Origin of the sequence: Rufibacter sp. XAAS-G3-1 (assembly GCF_013623775.1) — a bacterium.
Classification (GTDB): domain Bacteria; phylum Bacteroidota; class Bacteroidia; order Cytophagales; family Hymenobacteraceae; genus Nibribacter.
Genome location: NZ_JABFAM010000022.1, coordinates 1 through 21,213, shown reverse-complemented (window position 1 = coordinate 21,213; position 21,213 = coordinate 1). Strand labels below are relative to the sequence as shown.

General features: G+C 53.4%; 12 protein-coding genes. 4 read left to right on the top strand and 8 right to left on the bottom strand.

Annotated features, from left to right (window positions below; all coding sequences use genetic code 11):
* Window positions 1–237 precede the first annotated feature (237 nt).
* Together HHO50_RS19230 and HHO50_RS19225 are read right to left on the bottom strand one after the other, a co-directional pair.
* Complete coding sequence (locus HHO50_RS19230) at window positions 238–1,416, bottom strand: alginate lyase family protein (RefSeq protein ID WP_370457650.1); 1,179 nt, start codon at window positions 1,414–1,416, stop codon at window positions 238–240.
* A 184-nt stretch (window positions 1,417–1,600) separates the two neighbouring features.
* Window positions 1,601–4,108: a glycoside hydrolase family 2 TIM barrel-domain containing protein gene (locus HHO50_RS19225; protein WP_181308561.1), complete on the bottom strand. Its 2,508-nt coding sequence runs from the start codon at window positions 4,106–4,108 to the stop codon at window positions 1,601–1,603.
* A 606-nt stretch (window positions 4,109–4,714) separates the two neighbouring features.
* On the opposite strand from HHO50_RS19225, the gene HHO50_RS19220 reads away from it, so the two are divergent.
* Window positions 4,715–5,566, top strand: a complete 852-nt coding sequence (locus tag HHO50_RS19220; protein WP_181308559.1) for an SDR family oxidoreductase — start codon at window positions 4,715–4,717, stop codon at window positions 5,564–5,566.
* A 385-nt stretch (window positions 5,567–5,951) separates the two neighbouring features.
* Entirely contained in the window at window positions 5,952–7,139 is a 1,188-nt protein-coding gene (gene uxuA, locus HHO50_RS19215) for a mannonate dehydratase (protein WP_181308557.1), read from the top strand.
* Between the two features lie 562 nt (window positions 7,140–7,701).
* Here uxuA and HHO50_RS19210 read toward each other — a convergent pair.
* The 5 genes from HHO50_RS19210 to gndA all read right to left on the bottom strand — a co-directional run bounded on the left by HHO50_RS19210 (window position 7,702) and on the right by gndA (window position 14,522).
* The gene (locus HHO50_RS19210; protein WP_181308555.1) at window positions 7,702–8,049 is read right to left on the bottom strand and encodes a TM2 domain-containing protein; all 348 of its coding nucleotides are present in this window, start codon (window positions 8,047–8,049) and stop codon (window positions 7,702–7,704) included.
* A 489-nt stretch (window positions 8,050–8,538) separates the two neighbouring features.
* Complete coding sequence (gene asnB / locus HHO50_RS19205; protein ID WP_181308553.1) at window positions 8,539–10,224, bottom strand: asparagine synthase B; 1,686 nt, start codon at window positions 10,222–10,224, stop codon at window positions 8,539–8,541.
* 353 nt (window positions 10,225–10,577) lie between these two features.
* The gene (pgl, locus tag HHO50_RS19200; RefSeq protein ID WP_181308551.1) at window positions 10,578–11,306 is read right to left on the bottom strand and encodes a 6-phosphogluconolactonase; all 729 of its coding nucleotides are present in this window, start codon (window positions 11,304–11,306) and stop codon (window positions 10,578–10,580) included.
* A gap of 19 nt (window positions 11,307–11,325) precedes the next feature.
* On the bottom strand, window positions 11,326–12,840 hold the full coding sequence (zwf, locus tag HHO50_RS19195) for a glucose-6-phosphate dehydrogenase (protein ID WP_181308549.1): 1,515 nt from the start codon (window positions 12,838–12,840) through the stop codon (window positions 11,326–11,328).
* A gap of 263 nt (window positions 12,841–13,103) precedes the next feature.
* Entirely contained in the window at window positions 13,104–14,522 is a 1,419-nt protein-coding gene (gene gndA, locus HHO50_RS19190) for an NADP-dependent phosphogluconate dehydrogenase (protein WP_219921591.1), read from the bottom strand.
* Window positions 14,523–14,834: 312 nt separating this feature from the next.
* On the opposite strand from gndA, the gene HHO50_RS19185 reads away from it, so the two are divergent.
* Window positions 14,835–16,418, top strand: a complete 1,584-nt coding sequence (locus HHO50_RS19185; protein WP_181308547.1) for an endo-1,4-beta-xylanase — start codon at window positions 14,835–14,837, stop codon at window positions 16,416–16,418.
* A 241-nt stretch (window positions 16,419–16,659) separates the two neighbouring features.
* Here the strand turns inward: HHO50_RS19185 and HHO50_RS19180 are convergent, their stop codons facing one another.
* Window positions 16,660–17,757 carry an FUSC family protein gene (locus HHO50_RS19180; protein ID WP_181308545.1) on the bottom strand — a complete coding sequence of 366 codons (1,098 nt, stop codon included), beginning with the start codon at window positions 17,755–17,757 and terminating at the stop codon, window positions 16,660–16,662.
* Window positions 17,758–18,309: 552 nt separating this feature from the next.
* Between HHO50_RS19180 and HHO50_RS19175 the strand changes: the two genes are divergently transcribed.
* Entirely contained in the window at window positions 18,310–19,554 is a 1,245-nt protein-coding gene (locus tag HHO50_RS19175) for a PQQ-dependent sugar dehydrogenase (RefSeq protein WP_181308543.1), read from the top strand.
* Window positions 19,555–21,213 lie beyond the last annotated feature (1,659 nt).

Genomic DNA, 21,213 nt, shown 5'->3' with positions numbered 1-21,213 from the left:
ATTTTATTGTGTGCGGTGCAGCAGACATTCCGTTAAAAGGTAGAGACGCAATACGTTGCGTCTTGGCTCTATGAAATAGAAATGCGTGCAAGACGCAACGAATTGCGTCTCTACCAGAGGCCATCTTTTGTCCTGCAGGCAGGGATTGATGGACTGCGTTTGGAAGAAGTAAAGGCTGTTTTTTGAAAAACAGGCCAAAACTAGCCTTCATCGCTAGGGACAACTTACCAGAGGAGGCTACAGCCAGATAAGCGGATTTCGGATGGGTAGGTTGCGGATGACTTCTGCCTCTTGTGGGGCGTGTTCCAGCTTTTTCCAGGTGTTGAACCAGTCTTTCTGGTTGGCTTTCCTGGCCCCGATGAGCAGGAAAGGCTGCGCCACGGGCCAATGCTCCCAATACATGACATCCTGCGCGTAAGGCCATCGGCTTTTATCGGTGACGTACGGGTACAGGAATGCGATGCCTTTCTCTATGGATTTCCCTTCTGGGGTTTGATAGGCCCAAAGGTTGTGGGTGTTGTCGGTGAGGAGATAGGCCAGCATGGCCATGGCATCCAGGTTGAACAGCGAATAGCCGTAGGGTTTGGTTCTGGCCAGTTCCAGCGGAAAACTCCCGTTCAGGGCCATCTGGTTCGGGAGCAGCACCTCCTGGTAGCGTTTCCGGCAGAAGTCCAGCAGTTGGGTATCTCCGGTGAGGCGCGCGAACGAGGCCACTTGCATGGCCCAGCAGGTGCCGTGGTTGTTTTTCCAGTTCATTTCCTCCAGGCCGTAGGGGTGCGTGGTGAGCCAGGTGAGGTACTGCCGAAACCAGTCTTTGATGCGCGCCACCGCCTCCAGCTCCACCCCTTCCGCATTCTCCATCACCAGTACGCCCTGCGCCACTTCCATCAGGTGAATGGTGTCAATAATCCCGATGCCCCGTCCGGTCGCTTTCCCTTTAATCGCCTGCGCGAAGTTGAGCGATGGGTTCATGAACGTTTTCTGGTCTACAAACCAGGCATTCAAATGGCGGAAGGCGTGCCGCGCATACTTGAGGTCACCGGTCATCTTATAGGCCGAGGCCAGCGCCCCCACCACCCGGCTGAACCGAATCATTGCCTCGCGGTGCGCCACAAAGTTGTCTGGGTTGGTCATCCCGTCCTGCTGGATGTACGGCCCCTCCGGGTTCTCAGGATTGGGCCACCAGTAATCGCCCTCAGAATAGAAATCGTGAACGCCGCCCGCGCTTCTCACCGCCACCGTGGCCGTGACGGTAACCGGTTCCTGCGTAAGCGCCCAGGCGGCCTCCTTCAGAATCTGCGCCCGCAGCACCCTGGTCACCTTCTTTTCAAAGGCTTTCCCGGTATCCCCTGGTTTTGCCTCCGTTTTCAGAAAACAGGCCGAAAACAGCAGGACTAGTAGGATAATTTTCTGCACGATGGAGGTTGATTTGATGTTAAGGTGAATTCGGGAATGAGGGAATTGTAGGGGCGTATCGCATACGCCCCCGCGCATTCCAGATAGGTCGAGACCTGTGCCTACAGTTATCAGCAATGCGTAGGGCGTATGCGATACGCCCCTACAACACCCTTTCCCGTATTCAAATAAAACAGTAAACACTCTACTTGCGGGCCTCCCCTACCTTACCCTCCTTCTCAGAAGATAATTGCAACAGTTGCGTAGGCAGGCCTTCTGAAGTGACGCTCACCACGTTCTTGCCTTTGTTGGTGGCTATTTTGATGAGGGCGCGGCCATTGTAGAGTTGCACTTTGCTGGCTCCGGTGGAAGTTCCCTGGTTGTCAATCAGGTGGCCGTCGCCGGTGAGCCCGAACTGCACGAAATTGGCGGCATCCAGGCAGAGCACGTTGTGTTGGTCATAGGCGCGCACCTGCACGGTGGCGGTATCGTTTTCCAGGGCCACTTGCTCCAGCACCAGTTTGGCGGGCTTTCCCCATTTCTGGGTCTGGTACTCAAAGGAGATTTCATCGGTGACGGTGGCTTTGCCTTTGCGGGCCACTACTTTCACGGTGTGTTTTCCGGCGGAGAGCGGCACCATCCAACGCAGACCGGCGGCCGGGAAATCCTGGCTGTTGCGTTTTTTCACGCCCTGGCTTTTGCCGTCCACAAAGAGTTCGGCCTCGTCGCAGTTGGAATAGACCTTTATCATTTTCTTTTCGCCTTCCTCGCCCCAGCGCACCGGCCAGCTGTGCCCGTAGATGTGCGCCATGGGTTTCTCCGTCCAGTAAGACTGGAACACGTAGTAAGATTCCTTTTTGGTGAAGTCACGCTCCACAATGCCTTTCTGGTTCATGAACGGCACGGGGTTCTCGGGCCGCACGGGCGTGGCAAAATCCTTGAACGGCCAGTAGGCGGTGCCGCTGAGCCAGGGCATGGTCTCCTGTTCTTTCAAGTGCCAGTCAATAAGGTTGCAGATGTAGCTTTCGCTCCAGTCGCCGTCTTTGGACACCCGGGTGGCGCCCCCTACCAGAGAGGCATCGCCGGCGCGTTCATCGGCCCCTTTGCCGGTGTCAATCCTGCCCAGCACGTTGTCTGGGTTCTCTGAGTGCCGACGGGCGTGGCTGTCGCCGCCCCACTCCACGTGCAGGAAGTTGGGTACGCGGTTGAACTCCTTGAGCGACACTTCTTTATACTCGGTATAGACGCCGCGGTACCAACCGGCCCAGATGGAGGGCGAGTACACATCCACAATGTCTTTGCAGAAATCGCAGCGGCGGATGGCGGTTTTGCGCGAGGGGTCTAGTTTGTGCGACAGCGTGTTGAGCTCGGTCATGAACTCCCTGATTTTCTCTTTGTCGAACTCCGGGAAATCGCCGGGCCAGTCGTTCTCGTTGCCCAGTCCCCAGATAATCACCGAGGGGTGGTTGTAGTGTTGCTCAATCATGTTGGTGAGCATACTGCGGGCCTGGTCTTTGAAAATGTCGCCGCCCAAGCCGCCGCGGCACCACGGAATCTCCTCCCACACCAGAATACCCAGACTGTCGCATAAATCCAGCACAATGCGCGACTGCTGGTAGTGGCCCAACCGGATGAAATTGACGCCAATGTCTTTCATCATCAGCAGCTCGGCTCTAATCTGGTCTTCGGTCATGGCGTTGGCAACGCCCGCGTGGTCTTCGTGGCGGTGCGTGCCGCGCAGCAGCAGGCGTTTCCCGTTCAGGTGGAAGGGCCCCTTCTCCACGAACTCAAAGTGCCGGAACCCTATTTTCTCGCGCAGCGTGTGCGTGCCCTGGGGCGTGGTGGCGGTCACCTCCACGGTGTACAACATCGGCGAAGCCGGAGACCACAGCTGCGGCTTTTTCACTTTGGCAGTCCACACCGGCACATCGCCCTCCAATGAATTCACCTTGGTTTTGTGTTGCTGGATGGTTTTGCCCTTTGGGTCTAGCAGTTTCACAGTCACTTCGGCGGCGCCGATTTTCGCTGGGTTGAAGAACCGGGCCTTCACGTTCAGCTGCCCTTCTTTCCCGGCCGCGTCTACCTGGGCAGAAGCGAATACCTTGTCCACGGACACTTTGGGCACATACACCAAATTCAGGTAGCGGTAGAGGCCGCCGTACAGCATGAAGTCAGAAAGGTCAGAGGGTATCAACTCCAGGTCGCGGGAATTGTCGCACCTCACGGAGATGGGCACTTTGCCTTTGAACTGGGATTTGAAGACCGCCGTCTTTTTGAACGCCTCCACGGCGTCGGTGATATCTACGGTCCATTCATCATAGCCGCCCACGTGCGACCCTACTTTGGTGGTGTAGACGTAAACGTCGGTTTTCTGCCCGGCACCCTCAAAATGCAGCAACGTTCTGCCCTGCGCGTGGGGGTTGTTGACCTCCAGTTGCGTGCGGTACCAACCCGGCCCCTGGTAATAATTGGTGTTGGGGTTCACGGCATCCTGGGCGTTGAAACTGTGCGGAAGCGTAACCGCCGACCACACCGGCACACTCTCGGGGTCACCGCCCTTCACCGGACGAACGGCTTCCCAGATGCCGCCCAAGTCGCTTCTTATAAACTCCCAGTTGTTGGTGAGCCGCGTGCTTCCCTGCCGGTCGTTCTGGGCCAAAAGCATGAAGGGGGAAAGGAGAAGGGATAGAAAGAAAATTAGTTTTTGGTACATCAAGACGGAATTTGAATGGGTGATGAGGGATTTTACTTGAAGCCACTTTGCTTGTTTCCTACCGTGGGCTTCCCGTTTTTTACAGGTTTAAAAGTACAGGATGCCCAGGCCATGATTATCCAGATATAGGTGCCCAATCGTCCCAATCAGGCCGAATAGCGGCTATTTTCCAGGAATCGGGCCTGAGACAAGACGTGCAGACAGACGTTTTGCCTTTCCATCGGTGGCTCCCGGCAAGTCTGGAGACTCGCTTCATCTCGTGTCACGAGACTGGAGTCTCGCGCCTGTTTTTTGATGGCTCATCCAGCAACTCCGCTTGCTCAAAAGACCTCGTAGCGTCTTTAGACCTGCGAGCGTCTGCGCCAATGCTGTTTCAAGCCCGTTTTCCGGAAAACAGCCTCTAAACGCAACAACCTTAGCCCCTCCCCTTTCAGCCGGTAGCCTAACAAAGCAGAACGCCCACCTGCATACCATTGTCTTTCAAGCACTTGTATTTTCATAGCCTTATTTAGAACGATAAGCGACCAACCAATTGGGCGGTTATTTTTCTGGGCGGCGCTTTTTCACAATTATTGGGAATCGTAGTTAAATGATACCCAACTCTATATGAAATTCACCTCAGAAGATTTAGCGGGCAAAGTGGCCGTGGTAACCGGCGGTGGCGGCGTTCTGTGCGCTACCATGGCGAAGGCCCTGGCGGCCAACGGCGTAAAAGTAGCCGTCCTGGACTTGAAAGCAGAGGCCGCCGAGGCAGTGGCCGCCCACATAAGAAGCGAAGGGGGACAGGCCGTGGGCCTTGCCGCCAACGTATTGGACAAAGCCAGCCTGGAAACCGCCCACGCGCAGGTGCTGCAGCAACTGGGGCCCTGCGATATCCTAATCAACGGCGCGGGCGGCAACCACCCCAAGGGAACCACGTCCAAGAACTTCCTCTTGGCCGAAGACCTGGAAGCGGAGCAGGAAGGCCTCAAGACGTTCTTTGACATGGACCCCGAAGGCATCAAATTTGTCTTTGACCTCAACTTCATAGGCACGCTGCTGCCTACCCAGGTATTTGCCCGGGACATGGTGGGCCGCGAGGGGGCCACCATCATCAACGTCTCCTCTATGAACGCATTCCGGCCGCTCACCAAGATTCCGGCCTACAGCGGGGCCAAGGCGGCGGTCTCCAATTTCACGCAGTGGCTGGCGGTGCATTTCTCCAAGGTAGGCATCAGGGTGAACGCCATGGCGCCGGGCTTCTTCCTCACGGAGCAAAACCGTACCTTGCTCACCACCGCAGACGGCAGCTTAACCGACCGCGGCAACACCATCATTTCGCATACGCCCATGGAGCGGTTCGGTACGCCGGAGGATCTGCTGGGCACGCTGCTGTGGCTCTGCGGCGACGGCTCTAAATTTGTGACCGGCGTGGTGGTGCCCATTGACGGGGGCTTCAGTGCCTTCAGCGGCGTTTGATAGAGAGAGACCTCACCCCCAACCCCTCTCCCGCGGAGAGGGGAGCGCTGCTTGATGCGTTTTGAGGCTGCTTTGCGGAAAACAGGCGGTAAACGCGGAAATCTGTACCTTCGGGATGTGAGAAAATTATGGGCCGGGGCTCCCTATATTGAGGTTTGAGGCTATCGCCTTACTGATCTACAAACTTCAGCGGAGGGAAGCCCAATCCTAGTAGAGGAATTGAACCAATAAAAGGCAATTTCCTGTTTTCGGCCTGTTTTTATAAAATCAGGCCGAAAACAGGAAACCGACAAAACAAGGCAAAAGCGGACGCATCCGCCAGAGACCAGAAGAAACCAAACGGCTTCTTTCTTAACAATAGATCATCTAACTAAAAACGAACAATATGAGCTTAGAACAAACCTGGCGCTGGTACGGCCCCAAAGATCCCGTATCGCTCGCTGACATATGCCAGGCCGGGGCCACCGGCGTGGTGACCGCCCTGCACCACATCCCCAACGGCGAAGTCTGGACGAAGGAAGAAATCATGGCCCGTAAGCAGTTGGTGGAAGCCGCCGGTCTGACGTGGTCGGTGGTAGAGAGCGTACCCGTGCATGAAGACATCAAGAAGCGCACCGGCCACTACGCCCGCTACATTGAAAACTACCGGCAGAGCCTGCGCAACCTGGGCGCTTGCGGCATTGACATTGTGTGCTACAACTTCATGCCCATCCTGGACTGGACCCGCACCGACCTGGACTACCCGATGCCCGACGGCTCCACCGCCCTCCGCTTTGATGCCACCGCCTTCGCCGCCTTTGAGTTGTACATCTTAAAGCGCCCCGGCGCCGAGGAAACGTTTTCGCCGGAACAAAAGCAGAAAGCCCAGGCGTTCATGGAAACCTTGACGGAGGAGGCCCGAGCCTTGCTCATCAAAAACATCATCGCCGGTTTGCCCGGTTCTGAGGAAGGCTACACCTTGGAGGAGTTTCTGCAAGCCCTGGCCTCCTATGATGGAATTGGCCCCAAAGAATTGAAGGCAAACCTGTACTTCTTCTTGTCGGAAGTGGTGCCGGCCGCCGAAGAGGCAGGTGTCCTGCTGGCCATCCATCCAGACGACCCGCCCTACCCTATTTTGGGCCTACCCCGCGTGGTGAGCACCGAGAACGATATCCATGAACTCTACAACGCGGTGGAAAGTCCCAACAACGGGTTAACGTTCTGCACCGGCTCCTTCGGGGTGCGGCCCGACAATGATTTGGCCGGCATGGTGCAACGCCTGGGCGAGCGCATCCATTTCGTGCACCTACGCGCCACCACCCGTGACGCGGAGGGCAATTTCTACGAAGCCGACCACTTGAGCGGCGACGTGGATATGTTTGAAGTCATGAAGGCCCTGCTGGAAGAGCAAAGAGAAAGAAAAGCCAACGGCCGGCAAGACCTGCGCATGCCCTTCCGCCCTGACCATGGGCACAAGATGCTGGATGACCTCAATAAGAAAACCAACCCCGGCTACTCGGCCATCGGTCGGTTAAGGGGACTGGCAGAACTGCGGGGGCTTCAATTGGGCATTGAGCGGTTTCTGGAAAAGTAATCCGAAGCCCTGTCAATGGCTTGTTTTCAATCTTCTGATCTGGAACCTGTTTAGAGTCTTTCATTTCCTACTGGCGCAAGCATCCGCTTGTACCATCGTTTTTAGGCTACTTTTATGAAAACAGGCCAACAATGAGAGGTTTATATGGGGTAGGATCAGCCAGTAGAGAAGGGAACCCCGCTGAGCGTTTAGGGGCTATTTTGCGCAAAACAGTTCCTAAACGCTCAGCGGGGTTCCGTCTCGTGACAAAGGATGAAGCGAGTCTCCAGACTCGCCGGGAACCACCGGCAGGAGGGCGGAACATCTGTCATTAACTAATCAGAAGGTTAATTAGAACAAGATAAAACACCGAGTACTAGATAAACAAGCTCTTAGGAGACTACTTTCTAGATCCTCTACAAAAAAGTCCGATAGGAGTCCGCCAGAGGGTACTCAGAACAACAAGAAGCCCTTGCAAACATTTTATTTACAAGGGCTTCTTGTTGTAAATGGCAAGCAAAAACCAATAACCCAAAACATTCTTTCCTGCCTGTTTTAACGAAAACAGGCGGAAAATGGGAATTTACCGCAGTTGCAGCAGTTCCTCATCCCTCTTATACTCTTCAAAAGAAGAATAGAGAGCGTTAACGTTCAAGGTCATCTGTTGCGATACCTGAAGCGGTTTCCGGTACTTCTCATAAAACTCACCGGGATTGTGTTTCAGGTTGAAATCATCTTCTGATTGTGTCACCAACCCGATGAAATCCACAAAAGCAATAACGGCTGGAATAAGCGTCCAGCAGAACATTAAATACAAAATTCCTTTTCTTGCGTTTCCTACGTAGAAATGATGCGTACCAAAGCCACCTAAAAGCAAGGAAAGAATAATAGCGGTAGTTTTACTCTTTAATATATGCACGTTTGATTCCATATTAAATATTTTATGCTTTATTGATATATTTATATTAAAGTGAAACAGGGCTCTAAAGTAGTAAATTTAAACATATAATTGTAATGTTTCTAATATATTTTTTGATTTATTGAATCCTATCACTTGCTATGTCTTCTATTTTTTTCAGCATACACCTGCCTAAGTTATTCTAGCGCAGTTTTCCTCTATCTAGTACCTAGTGGGTACAACTAGGATAATTTAGTCTCAATAGAAGAAACCGGCTAAGGGGAACGAGGTCAAAAGAAATTGCAAAACTTGTTCCCCCTGTCACCACTCATACTTTCTGAAACTCGGCTTAGATACCTTTTTTGTCGCTCTTGTTTAACCGAGATCTATTAAAGCCTCATCCCGAACGAATGATACACAAGTGCCAATTTGGAGAAAGATTGTTTACCTGTCATAAAAGCCAAACCCCACAAGCTTCTGGAACTTGTGGGGTTTGGCTTTTATGGCAGGTGATCTCAGAACCTATTCGGCTAACTCAGCTTTTTGGTAAGCATCGGCGTGCACGTTGGCTACTGCCCGGCCAGAGGGGTCGTTCAGGTTTTTGAAAGAGGCATCCCACTCCAAGGCAATAGGCGTGCTGCACGCCACCGAAGGAACGGAAGGGACGGAGAGCGCCGCCGCGTCACTTGGGAAGTGTTTCGCGAAGATGGAACGGTAATAGAACTCCTCTTTGCTGGAAGGCGGCTGGATGGGGAAATGCTCGCTGGCGTGGGCCAGTTGCTCGTCGCTCACCTTGGTGTTCACCATTTCCTTGAGGGTGTCAATCCAGTTGTAGCCCACGCCGTCTGAGAACTGCTCTTTCTGGCGCCAGGCCACGCTGGCGGGCAGGTAATCTTCAAACGCTTTGCGCAGCACCCATTTCTCCATGCGTTCGCCGTTGATCATCTTGTCCTGCGGGTTAAGGCGCATAGCCACATCCATGAATTCCTTGTCCAGGAACGGCACGCGGCCCTCAATGCCCCAAGCACAGAGCGATTTATTGGCGCGCAGGCAGTCGTACATGTGCAGTTTATCTAGCTTGCGCACGTTTTCTTCGTGGAATTCCTTCGCGTTGGGGGCCTTGTGGAAGTACAGATAGCCCCCAAAAATTTCATCGGCACCCTCGCCGGAAAGCACCATTTTAATGCCCATGGCTTTGATGGCGCGGGCCATCAGGTACATGGGCGTGGAAGCCCGAACGGTGGTCACGTCATACGTCTCCAGGTGGTAGATCACGTCTTTCAGCGCATCTATCCCTTCCTGGATGGTGAATTTTATCTCGTGGTGCACGGTGCCCAAATGGTCGGCCACTTTCTGGGCCGCGGCCAAATCTGGCGAGCCTTCCAAGCCAATGGCAAACGAATGCAACTGCGGCCACCAGGCTTGCTCGCGGTCATCGCTTTCAATCCGCTTCTCGGCGTATTTTTTGGCAATGGCCGAGGTGATGGAAGAGTCCAGTCCGCCGGAAAGCAGCACGCCGTACGGCACGTCACTCATTAATTGGCGGTGCACGGCCGCTTCCAACGCTTCTCTCAGCTCCTGGATGTTGGTTTCGTTTTGTGCTACGTTCTTGTATTCCTTCCAATCGCGGTCATACCATTTCTGGAAACCTTCTTCCTGGCTAGACAGGTAATGGCCCGGCGGGAAAAGCTCGATTTTAGCGCACTTGCCTTCCAGGGCCTTCAATTCTGACGCCACGTAAAACGTACCTTTCTCATCCCACCCAATGTACAGCGGAATAATGCCCATGTGGTCGCGGGCAATGAGGTAAGCATCATTCTCAGCGTCATAGATGGCAAAGCCGAAAATACCGTTCAGGTCATCTAAAAACTGGGTGCCTTTTTCCCGGTAAAGGGCCAGAATGACCTCGCAGTCAGATTTGGTCTGGAAATTATAATCAATGGTAAGCTTCTCTCTCAGTTCTAAGTGGTTGTAAATCTCGCCGTTGGCTGCCAACACTAACTGCCCGTCTTCGCTGAACAAAGGTTGCTTGCCCGATGTGGGATCTACAATAGCCAACCGCTCATGCGCTAAAATCGCCTTCTCATTACTGAAAACCCCGCTCCAGTCCGGCCCCCGGTGCCGGATACATTTTGCCATTTCCAATAACTGAGGCCGTAACGCTTCAGAGGTTTCTTTTAAATCAAAAGCACAAACAATTCCACACACAATACTTGAATTTAAAATGTAACGTAAAACAAATATCGCATAATAAATCTAATTACAATACGAATTTGCCATGGTTTTTAAATTATAATTGAAAAACATACAAGTAAATCAACTTTTCATTGAACGGGAAGCTTGGGTTATGGTTTTACTTTCTGCAAATCAATGGCAAAACGTTGTTTACCCTGAACTGCCTGGAATTAGTGAGTGCCGCTAGAGGCTGTTACTTTGCTCCGGGGCTTGATTGTAGTACTATGACAGGTACAATAAAAAAGAACACTAACCCCATTCCGCGAGGGTGAGTAACTTTCAGAACAGGGGCGAGTGAAAACAAGGCGTTTTATGAAAAGTAGGCCTTAAACGGGCCCAGACAATCGGCTGGCCGCTGCTTCGTCTACGAGCCAAAGGGTTTCCCCGTGTACCGGTTGAATGAGTTGGCTGGGGTACTTTTCAGGATTAGGCGCGCCTTCCAGTACTTGGTGCAGGGCATCGGCTTTCTTTTCGCCGAAGGTCATGAACACAATCTTTTTGGCTTGGTTGAGGCAGGGTGCCGTGAACGTGATGCGGTACATGGACTGGGGTTCCAGGTAATAGGCTTGCACCCACCGTTCGGTTTCCTGCAGGACGGCAGTGCCCGGGAAGAGCGAGGCGGTATGGCCGTCATCGCCCATGCCCAGCAAAATCAAGTCAAACTGGGGCGTAGAACTGCCGAAGTGGTTTAGGAGCCGTTTTTCGAAATCCAGGGCAAAAACGTCGGGAGCCTGCTCGCCATACATGGGGAAGATGTGGTTCCCAGAGATTGGCACGTGGTGCAACAGGGTATCAAAGGCCATCTTGGCGTTGCTGCGGTCATCGGTGAGGGGCACCCAGCGCTCATCTCCCCAGAAAACAAAGGTCTGCTCCCAAGGCACTAACTCCCGGTACGGGGGCCGGGCCAGCAGTTTGTACAGTTGCTCCGGCGACGAGCCTCCGGTCAACGCCACGTTAAACCGCCCGTGTTCCTGCACCGCCTCTTGGGCCGCCTGCACGAAGATATTTGCGGCGGCTTTGCTGAGTTCTGCGGGCGTTTTATATACCTGTATCATGCGTTCTCATTAAGTGGTTTTACTTTTGGCCGTGGTAATAATTGGTCACCGACCAGGTATGTCCATCACGCGCAATCAAAGCCTCGGCGTTTTCTGGCCCCCACATGCCGGCCGGGTAATTGGGAAACTCCAGAGACGGCCGCGACTCCCAGGTTTCCAGAATGGGCGTTACTATTTCCCAGGCGGCCTCTACCTGGTCTGAGCGCATGAACAACGTCGCATCACCCTGCAGGGCATCCAGCAGCAGGGTTTCATACGCCTCTGGCGATTGGGAAGAATTGTTACCGTAGTCAAACACCATCTCGGCGGGAGTCAAGTCCATCTCCAGGCCCGCACGTTTGGCGGTAAACCGAAGCCTGATATCCATCTGGGGCTGGATGTTGATGGTGAGGCGGTTGGGCAGCAGGTTTTCTGACATGGTGCTGGAAAAGGTGGAGTGCGGCACCGGCCTGAACTGCACGGTAATGTTGGAGCTTTTCTCCTGCATGCGTTTGCCCGTGCGCAGGTAAAACGGTACGCCCTGCCACCGCCAGTTGTCCAGGTAGAATTTCACGGCGGCGTAGGTTTCGGTGTTCGAGTCTGGGCGTACGCCTTCTTCCTCGCGGTAGCCGGGCACTTTCCTGCCTTGCTGCCACCCCGGGCCGTATTGTCCTCTCACGGCGTAGCGGGTGACCTGCTCGTGGGTCAATGGCCGGATGGCCCGCAATACGTCTGCCTTGCGGTTTCTTATTTCCTCGGCCTCAAACGACACGGGCGGCTCCATGGCTACCATGCACAGGAGTTGCAACAGGTGGTTCTGGATCATGTCGCGCAGGGCCCCGGCCCCCTCGTAATATCCGCCCCGGTCTTCCACCCCCACCTGCTCGGCCACGCTGATCTGCACATAGTCAATGTAATTGCGGTTCCAGAGCGGCTCAAAAAGAGCGTTGGCAAACCGAAAGGCCAATATATTCTGGACGGTTTCTTTGCCCAGGTAATGGTCTATCCTGAAGATCTGGCTTTCCTGGAAATGCTGCGTCAGGAGTTTGTTCAGGCTGCGGGCGGTTTCCAGGTCTTTCCCGAAGGGCTTCTCCACAATGATATGATCCCGCTCCACGTCATTGGCAACCTGGGCGTTGTGCAGGTTCACGGTCACTGCCTCAATGAACTGCGGCGCCACTGACAGGTAGAACAAGCGGTTCGCACGAAGGCCCCAGGCTTTGTCCAGGGAATCCAGTTTATCGGCTAGTTTTTGATAGGCCCCGGGGTCATTGATGTCAGACTGCAGGTAAGCGATGTTCTGCTGGAAGGTTTCCCAGGTTTCTTTTTCGGGGGTGCCTGTGCGGGAGAACTCCGTTAAGCCCTCGTAGAGGTGGGTGCGGTAATCAGGGTCGCTGAACTCAGAACGCCCCAGCCCGATGATCGCGAATTCTTTGGGAAGCCAACCCGCCAGAAACAGGTTGTAGAACGCGGGCAACAGCTTGCGTTTGGTTAAATCGCCGGTTCCCCCAAAAATAACGACAATGGTGGGCGCTGCTTTCTTAGCTGATTTCATAATTGGATGATCTATTTTGTAACGGAGAAGCGGTTTACTGGCTTTTCTGATCGCCTCGGGCGCAAGCGTCTACTGGTGCTCAATCTCTTTCCTGGCTGTAGCCAAGCGGCCGCCGATTTTAGCCTGTTTTCATAAAACTAGCCTCAAAACAGCAAAACACACAGACTTTGCGTCATTCATGACGAAGGCCTCCACTGCTTCTGTAATTGATTGATGGTGGTGCCGGGGTTACTCGCCGTAAGGCAAAGCCCCCGGCCGAAGGTTTAGTCCCACTGGGTATGGAAAATACCGGGCTGGTCTGTGCGTTCGTACGTATGCGCGCCGAAGTAATCGCGCTGCGCCTGGATGAGGTTGGTGGGCAACGTCTCGCTGCGGTAGGCATCAAAATACGCCAGCGAAGTCATCAAAGCCGGTACCGGAATTCCGCGGTCAATGGCTAATTTCACCACGGTTCGCATGTCTTCCTGGCGCTTCAGCAGTTCCTGGCCAATGGTAGGGTCCAGCAACAGGTTGGGCAGGGCCGGGTTGGTGGCGAAGGCTTGCCGGATGTCTTCCAGGCAGGCCGCCCTGATGATACAGCCGCCGCGCCAGATTTTGGCTACTTCCTGTAAATCTAGCTCATAGTCATAGGTGGCCGATGCTACGCGCAGCTGCACCAGGCCTTGCGCATAGGTGGTGAGCATGGCAAAGTAGAAGGCGTTTCTGAGTTGTTCTTCCAGCACGTACCAATTCTCAGAAGATTCAGTAGGGTTGGAAGGAATGGCCAGGCTTTGGGCCGCCAACACCCGCTCCTCTTTGTACGCCGACATGTCGCGCATGGTCACGGCGATGTCTACGGTGGGCAGCGGCACCTGCAAGTCCATGGCGTTCTGGGAAGTCCATTTGCCGGTTCCTTTTTGCTTTGCCCAGTCAGAGATCAGGTTGACCAGTTTCTGCCCGGTCAGTTCATCGGTCTTTTTCAGAATCTGGGCCGTAATCTCCACCAGAAAGGAGTGTACCTCGCTGCCGTTCCACTCCTCAAAGATGCGCTGGATCTCCTCATCAGAACGGCCCAGGCCGCGCTTGAGCAAGTCATAGGTTTCGGCAATGAGTTGCATGATGCCGTACTCAATGCCGTTGTGCACCATTTTCACGTAGTTTCCGGCAGAGCCGTTGCCCAGGTAGGCCACACAGGGCTCGCCGTCTACCTTGGCCGCCACCGCCTCAAACACCGGGCGCAGCCGCTCATAGGCCTGACGGTTGCCGCCCGGCATCATGCTGGGGCCAAAGCGCGCGCCTTTCTCGCCCCCGGAAATTCCCATCCCGAAGAAGTGCAGGTTTTTGGCCTCTAATTCCACAATGCGTCTGTTGGTGTCTGGGAAGTAGGAATTGCCGCCGTCAATGATAATATCGCCGGGTTCCAGGTGAGGCACCAGGCTGGCAATGGCGGCATCTACCGCTTTTCCGGCGGGCACCAACAGCATGAGGGCCCGTGGTTTCTGCAGGGAGCTCACAAATTCCTGAATGGACGTGGTGCCCTTTACGGCCTTGCCTTTATCGGCCTCGGCCTCCAGCGCGGCGGCTTTCTGCGGGTCTAAATCAAGGCCTACCACTGAGAAGCCGTGGTCTGCTATGTTCAAAAGTAAATTCCGGCCCATCACGCCCAACCCCACCATTCCAAAATCGAATTCCATCGTGTTCATTTTTGTTTTTTGAAGTAGATACGAGTATACACGCATAAACTTAACTCTATTTCTCCAAAAGCAAGTAACAACCAGAGAGAAACAGAACGGCCACCGTCTTCGCAAAAGCGCGTTTTTGGCGTATTTTCCTAAAACCAGGCCATATTCCGGTTCTTTATGAGTTCTATTGGTTAGCTTATTTTCAAGACACACCTTTTGAGAATGATTCAATTCTACCTTGGCAGATTATAAATTCCCCTTAGTACCCGTAGGCTTTCTACTTCTTTTAGCTTACCTTCAACCTACTTACAGCCACCTCTCTAACAGACCTTTATGCGTAAACCTTTACTCTCTCTTCTACTGACGGTGCTTACCTTTCTCGCCTTTCAGGTGCAGGGGCAAAACAACACCCCGCCTTCCTGTGTGATCACCGCCCCGCACAACAATGCCTATTTCCAGGAAGGCAAAGCCATGGCTATTCTGGTGTATGCCTCAGACGTGGGCGGCAGTTTTGCCAACGGAACCGTGAGCAAGGTGGAATTCTTCAACGGCCCTACCAAACTGGGCGAGGCCACTACGGCCACCCATAACACCTACTCGTTTGTGTGGAGTCCTTTGCGCGCGGGCACCTACACCATTACCGCCAAAGCCACCGATAATCTGAACACGGTGAGTACGTCGGCCGGGGTGATTGTGACGGTAGGAGCCACGCCAGCCGTTAGCCGGGGACTAAGTGCCTGCAAAGGAAAATACCTGGGCAACATCATTGCCAGCAACGTACCTACCCCCTATTCAACCCTCTGGAACGGGATCACCCCGGAGAACAATACCAAGTGGGGCGTAGTAGAGCCAACCCGCGATGTCATGAACTGGGCCGGTGCAAACGTGGCCTATACGTACGCGAAGAACAACCACCTTCTGTTCCGGTACCATGCCTTTGCCTGGGGAAGTCAGTTTCCTACCTGGGCCATTAGCCCCAACAACAACCTTCTTCTTTCCCCCGCAGAATTTCAGGCCGAAATGGAAGAATACATTGCCGCCGTGGCAACCCAATTCCCCAGCGGCATAGACCAAATAGATGTCCTGAATGAAAATCTAAGGACGCATGCCCCCGCCACGCAGGCGATAAGACAAGGCTTAGGAGGCGCTGGCGCAACAGGCCATGACTGGATTATCTGGATGTTTGCCAAAGCCAGACACTACTTCCCCAACTCAAAGTTGATCCTGAATGATTATGGGCTGGAAAATGACCAAACGGCCATCAACGAGCAATTACAGATTATTAAGTTGCTGCGCGACCGCAACCTGATGGACGGTTTCGGTACGCAGGCGCATGAGTTCAACATCAATACCTTGTCGGCTACCCAGCTCAAAAACTCCCTTGATTTGATGGACAACGCCGGGGTGCCCATCTACGTGACCGAACTGGACATTTCCGGCGATGACAATACCCAACGAACGCGGTACCAGAACTTGTTTCCGGTGTACTGGGAGCATCCGGCCGTGGCGGGAATCACCCTGTGGGGCTATGAAGCCGGGAAAACCTGGAAAGAGAATACCCATCTCCAAACCGCAACGGGCCAGGACAGACCCGCCATGACCTGGCTCAGGCAATACATGGCCGACCGAACCCAAGTGGGTTATCCTTTCTGTACCCAGGAATCTCTGGTGACCGGCATTGACGACGAAGTAACAATCCCCGCCGCCGCCGTTTACCCCAACCCGTTCAACCAGGATTTCACCTACAAAATGACCGGCCGGTTTAGCTATCAGCTTTACAGCAGCACCGGTGCCCTGGTACAGTCTGGCACTGCCACCGACAAAGTAACCCTTGGCTCTTCCCTCGCCAAAGGCATGTACGTTCTAAGGATTACCCAGCGCGAAGCCGTGAAAGCGATCAAACTCATCAAAAACTAAGCTGAGTATCTTCCATTCCGCGCGATGAGGTTGATTTGTTCATCTCTAAAATAGCGTAGTCCCAGAAAAGTAATGATTTCACTCGCTCGCCTCTGCCGCGTGTGAGGTACCGGCGGCGTTCCGCCGCTTTGGATAAACAAAGAATCACGTGTAGCCTGCGCGTGCGGGACGCGAGCGAGTGTTCTGTTTTAGGCCTGCTTTCAAGAAAACAGGCCTGAAACCCTGACCTCACCCTAAAGAATCAGGACGGCAACGCGACGGCCTTTGTCTCTGCCTGTGCCGTGTTCTGCAACTGGGTTTCTGACACAATTCGGCCTAAATCGGTGAGAATACTTCCGAAATCGCGAAGGGTGGCCAGGGCATTGATCTCGCGGAGGCTCTCCAGGCAGCGGGCTTGTTCTGCCTGGGCCTGCTGCACAGCTTCCTGTAGTTTTTGCAGACTTCCGGCGGTGGTCTTTACCGACGAGAAACCGTAAGCCGAAATACAATGGGCGGTGGCTTGCATGGCCAGCTTCAATTGCCGCACATAGGCCTGCTCTGGTTCAATAGCTTGGTTTAGGGTGATATCGGCTAAGCTCCTGCGGATTCCTCTGATCTGAATGGTAATGCTCTCCAGTTGATTGATACTTTCTGAAAGCTGACTTAGCCTTATTCGTTTGTGGGTGAGCAAGGGGTTGTATTTGAGGCTTTGTTCCGCCAAACTAAGTGCTTTCTGACACTCCTCGCTCTGCTTGATCAAGGCATCCACCTCCGTCCGTCCGGTTTTCCTTCCCGGCCCCAGATCATCCAGCAAGACGGCTAAGTTGGTCAGGGTGATTGCCGCCAGGTTGCTGTAAGCAAGAATACTGCGCTCCACCGCTGGCACGGCATTCTGGGGCACAATCAAGGCATTGATCAACACCGCAATGGCGGAACCCAGCACCGTTTCTATGATTCTTTCATAAGCGTACCCTTCGCGGGCTTGCCCGAACGCCAGCACCAAAAGCGAACTGATGGCCACTTGCGAGATGATCTGGGGGTTCATCCGGAAGGCTTTGGCAATGCTCATTCCAATCAGAATGATTAAGAAAATGGACACCGCCCCCACCTCAAACCAATGCCCCAGCAACATGCTCACCAACACACCGCCAATAATGCCTATGATGCGCTGCGTGGCTTTGTCTACCGAATCTGCCACGGTCACCTGCACGGTAATGATCGCGGCCACCGCCGCAAAGTAAGGATACTCTGAGTGCAGCATACTGGAAGCCACCAACCAAGACAAAGCCGCCGCAAAAGCTGTTTTGGCAATCTGCAACGTCAGCCCGATTTTGCCTAGTATTTCAATGATTCTATTCACATTTTATTCTTACTTGTCCTATGCTGTAAGGTTAGTCTTTTCTGAAAAACGGGCTCTAAGATGATGTTTCTTAATAGAAACCTGTTTAGAGTTTTTCATTACTGGGCATGTAGAGCAATTCCTCTGGGGCAAGCGTCTGCTGGCGCCGCTGTTTTTAGGCTACTTTTATGGAAACAGGCCAGAAACAGGGGGTTATCTGGACACTCCGCCAGCATCTGCTTGTACCGCCGTTTTATGCCTGTTTTTATGAAAACAGGCATAAAACTCTAAACAGCTTTTTCTTTCCCTTCGCCAAGACAGGTCAAACATTATGAGAGAAAACAGAGTTAAGATAGAGGGAAGAAGTTCTTTGGCTGGGAGCTTGTTTACATTTCAGCTTTGCGCTACAGACGACCAGAGAAAGCACCTGCGGTTGCGTCGCCCCGTAGCGCTGCTACGCGGCTCAAAAAACGCTTCGGCAGAACCTTTCTCTGACTAGTTGAGTCAGCAAACCTGAAATGTAAACAAGCTCTGGAATTCTACATCAGAAACAAACGTTAAACCGCAGCACCTATGAGCAGATCTAAAGAAATACTCTTTTCTATGGTGGTTCTGGCTACGCTGGGAACAGCCTGCAACCACAAAGGGATGCCGCAGGATGATCCAATCCAAACACCTTCCGGCTGCTCCTTAGAAACCAGACAGGCCAATGCCCCAGAGCAGAAGCCAGCTTTTGCCGGACAAACCCGCGCCTGCGCCATGACTTCTACCACCGCCTTTACGGTAGATGTTTTGGCCAAAGGCCTGGAGACCCCCTGGGCAGTAGAACCCTTGCCCAATGGCAGCCTTTTAGTGACGGAGAAACCTGGTCGCTTGCGCCTAGTGTCTGCCACGGGTGCGACGGGCGAACCCATTACTGGTTTACCGGCCGTAGACGCCCGGGGCCAGGGCGGTTTACTGGATGTAGCCCTTAGCCCCGACTTCGCTTCTAGCCGAACCATCTTCTGGACTTTTGCAGAACCCAGATCGGGCGGAAATGCGACGAGCGTGGCCAGAGGAGTTTTGTCAGCAGACGGAAGGAGCCTGCGCGACGTACGGGTGATCTTCAGAGCCTTGCCCACTTACAACGGCACCCTGCACTACGGCTCGCGCCTGGCCTTTGGACTAGACGGCATGCTGTATGTTACCCTAGGCGAACGTTCAGTACCGGAGATTCGGCCCCAGGCCCAGCGCCTGAACAGCCACATGGGCAAAGTGGTGCGGATTACCCCAGACGGTGCCCCCGCCCCCGGCAATCCGTTCCTTGGGCAAGCGGGTGCGCTGCCCGAGATCTGGAGCGTAGGACATAGAAACGTGCAGTCGGCCGCGTTTGACGCCGAAGGGAAACTTTGGATCGTGGAAATGGGCCCGCAGGGCGGGGATGAGTTAAACCTGGTTGAGAAAGGCAAAAACTACGGCTGGCCTTTGGTGACGTATGGCGAGGAATATTCGGGCGACCCGGTACCGAATGCGGTTACCGCCAAAGAAGGGTTTGAGCAGCCGGTCTATTACTGGGATCCGGTGATTGCGCCTTCGGGGGCTCAGTTCTACACCGGCACCGCTTTCCCCGAATGGCAGGGCAACCTGTTCATTGGCGGGCTGAAAGACAAATTCCTGGTTCGGCTTAAAATTGAGAACAACAAGGTAACCGGCGAGGAACACCTGCTCACAGACCGCAACCAGCGCATCAGGGATGTAAGGCAGGGCCCAGACGGAGCGCTTTACGTGGTTACGGATCAAGCAAACGGCGAACTCTGGAAGATCTCACCCCAGCGGTGAGCCTTGCTTCTGGTTTTGGAAACAAGCACTAAGAGCTTGTTTAAATCTGAGTATCGCTTCGCCGTTGTTGGTGTTATTACCAACAACTTCTACTCAGTTCAGTTTGATGGAAGTTTTGGGAAGGGGCCGCTAAAGGATTGTTGGTGATAACACCAACAACGGCCCGGATAGATGCCTACCGCCAGACTGCCTTCATTTCTATGCAATTCAAATAAAGATTTTCAAGAGTAATTGGGTATAAAACATACAAACCGCCCCCCGTTTCTGACCTATTTTCTAAAAAGAAAGCCAGAAACAGCGCCGGTTTGCGTCTTCTACTTCAGAGCTTGTTTACATTTCATCTTTGCGCTGCAAACAACCATAAAAAAAACCTACGTTTGCGGTTGCGTCGCCCCATAACTGCTACATAGCGAGAAAAACGCTTCCGCAGAACCTTTCTCTAGTCATGTTCGCTTGCACACCTGAAATGTAAACAAGGAGCCTATTTAGAGTTTTTCAAAAAGCAGCCTTTAAACACTTCTCTGGGGCAAGCATCGGCTGGGCTCGTCTTTTTTAGGCTAATTTCATAAAAACAGCCTAAAAACACGATGTTGATCTATGCACTGCCGCAGACATACGCTCGTACCACCGTTTTTAGGCTGCTTTTATGAAAACGGGCATAGAACTCTAAACGCCTTCACAGTTAAAAAGAGGTGTAGCCAAGATGTAAGAACAAAAATCTAAGACTAACTCGAAGCAGGCATACACAAGCCGACAGTAATTTTATCAATAGAGTTTATTTCTCTCACCCCTGATGGGGCTCTCTACAGTGGAGACGAGCAGTATTAACCAATTGTAAAGAAAACCTACCGATATAGATAGTAATACCCCTATATTGAATGAAGTATGCGCCCTAGAAGCAGATGGTGGAATACGAAACCAACCCCCACCCCACCGAGGAGGGGAATAAGCCTTTGCAGGGGAAAGGAATGCGTAGTAGAGACAAGACCTGGTCTCTACAGATCCCATCATCACCGCTTCTGCTACTTCTTCCAGTTCCAGTCTTCCCCAAGCGCGCCTCGCTTCTGGCTCTGGACAGACATCAGCTAAGAACAACAGACTTCTCAGGCCGAAAGGGCAGTGCGAGAGGGGAAGACGGGGCCTCGCGGCCGTGAGCGCTTAGCGGAAAAGATGAAACAACACAGCACTTGCCCCCACGCATATAACGTACAAGCCAAGGGAACAGCAAACGGCGTGCACCTGCTAACCCCAACGACGCTCTAGTCGAACTTGCCCTGGAAACGCGCAGCAGCCTACCCCTCCCATAAAGGAATTCTCCCTGAAGAAGCCAGTTACAGGCAGATGCCAGAACACAGAAATGAACCGATAATGGTATCACTCACTTCCCTATTTTCCCTAAGATAAGCGGGGCAGCTGATTAGGATCTGCTTTGCCTAAGAAGAGCCTGAAACGGATGTGTGGTCTAAGTCTTTCGAGGGGTACCTAAAAGAACGAATGGAACGCCCCGGCCGTTTCCGCAGCGGCAGGCCTCCCAGCCCCAGGCATAGCGCGCGCTTCCGGGGGGGTGGGCGTAAAGGGGCCGGCCCCGCCTCCTTGTCAGGGGCGGGGCCGGCTTGCTGGGGGTTGGCGGCTACCTACTCTCCCGCGTGTGACCGCAGT

What these genes read in the sequence shown, in the direction of transcription:
- HHO50_RS19225 (WP_181308561.1), bottom strand. Translation starts at nt 4,108, where the DNA reads ATGTACCAAAAACTAATTTTCTTTCTATCCCTTCTCCTTTCCCCCTTC.
- HHO50_RS19220 (WP_181308559.1), top strand. Translation starts at nt 4,715, where the DNA reads ATGAAATTCACCTCAGAAGATTTAGCGGGCAAAGTGGCCGTGGTAACC.
- uxuA (WP_181308557.1), top strand. Translation starts at nt 5,952, where the DNA reads ATGAGCTTAGAACAAACCTGGCGCTGGTACGGCCCCAAAGATCCCGTA.
- HHO50_RS19210 (WP_181308555.1), bottom strand. Translation starts at nt 8,049, where the DNA reads ATGGAATCAAACGTGCATATATTAAAGAGTAAAACTACCGCTATTATT.
- pgl (WP_181308551.1), bottom strand. Translation starts at nt 11,306, where the DNA reads ATGATACAGGTATATAAAACGCCCGCAGAACTCAGCAAAGCCGCCGCA.
- zwf (WP_181308549.1), bottom strand. Translation starts at nt 12,840, where the DNA reads ATGAAATCAGCTAAGAAAGCAGCGCCCACCATTGTCGTTATTTTTGGG.
- gndA (WP_219921591.1), bottom strand. Translation starts at nt 14,522, where the DNA reads ATGAACACGATGGAATTCGATTTTGGAATGGTGGGGTTGGGCGTGATG.
- HHO50_RS19185 (WP_181308547.1), top strand. Translation starts at nt 14,835, where the DNA reads ATGCGTAAACCTTTACTCTCTCTTCTACTGACGGTGCTTACCTTTCTC.
- HHO50_RS19175 (WP_181308543.1), top strand. Translation starts at nt 18,310, where the DNA reads ATGAGCAGATCTAAAGAAATACTCTTTTCTATGGTGGTTCTGGCTACG.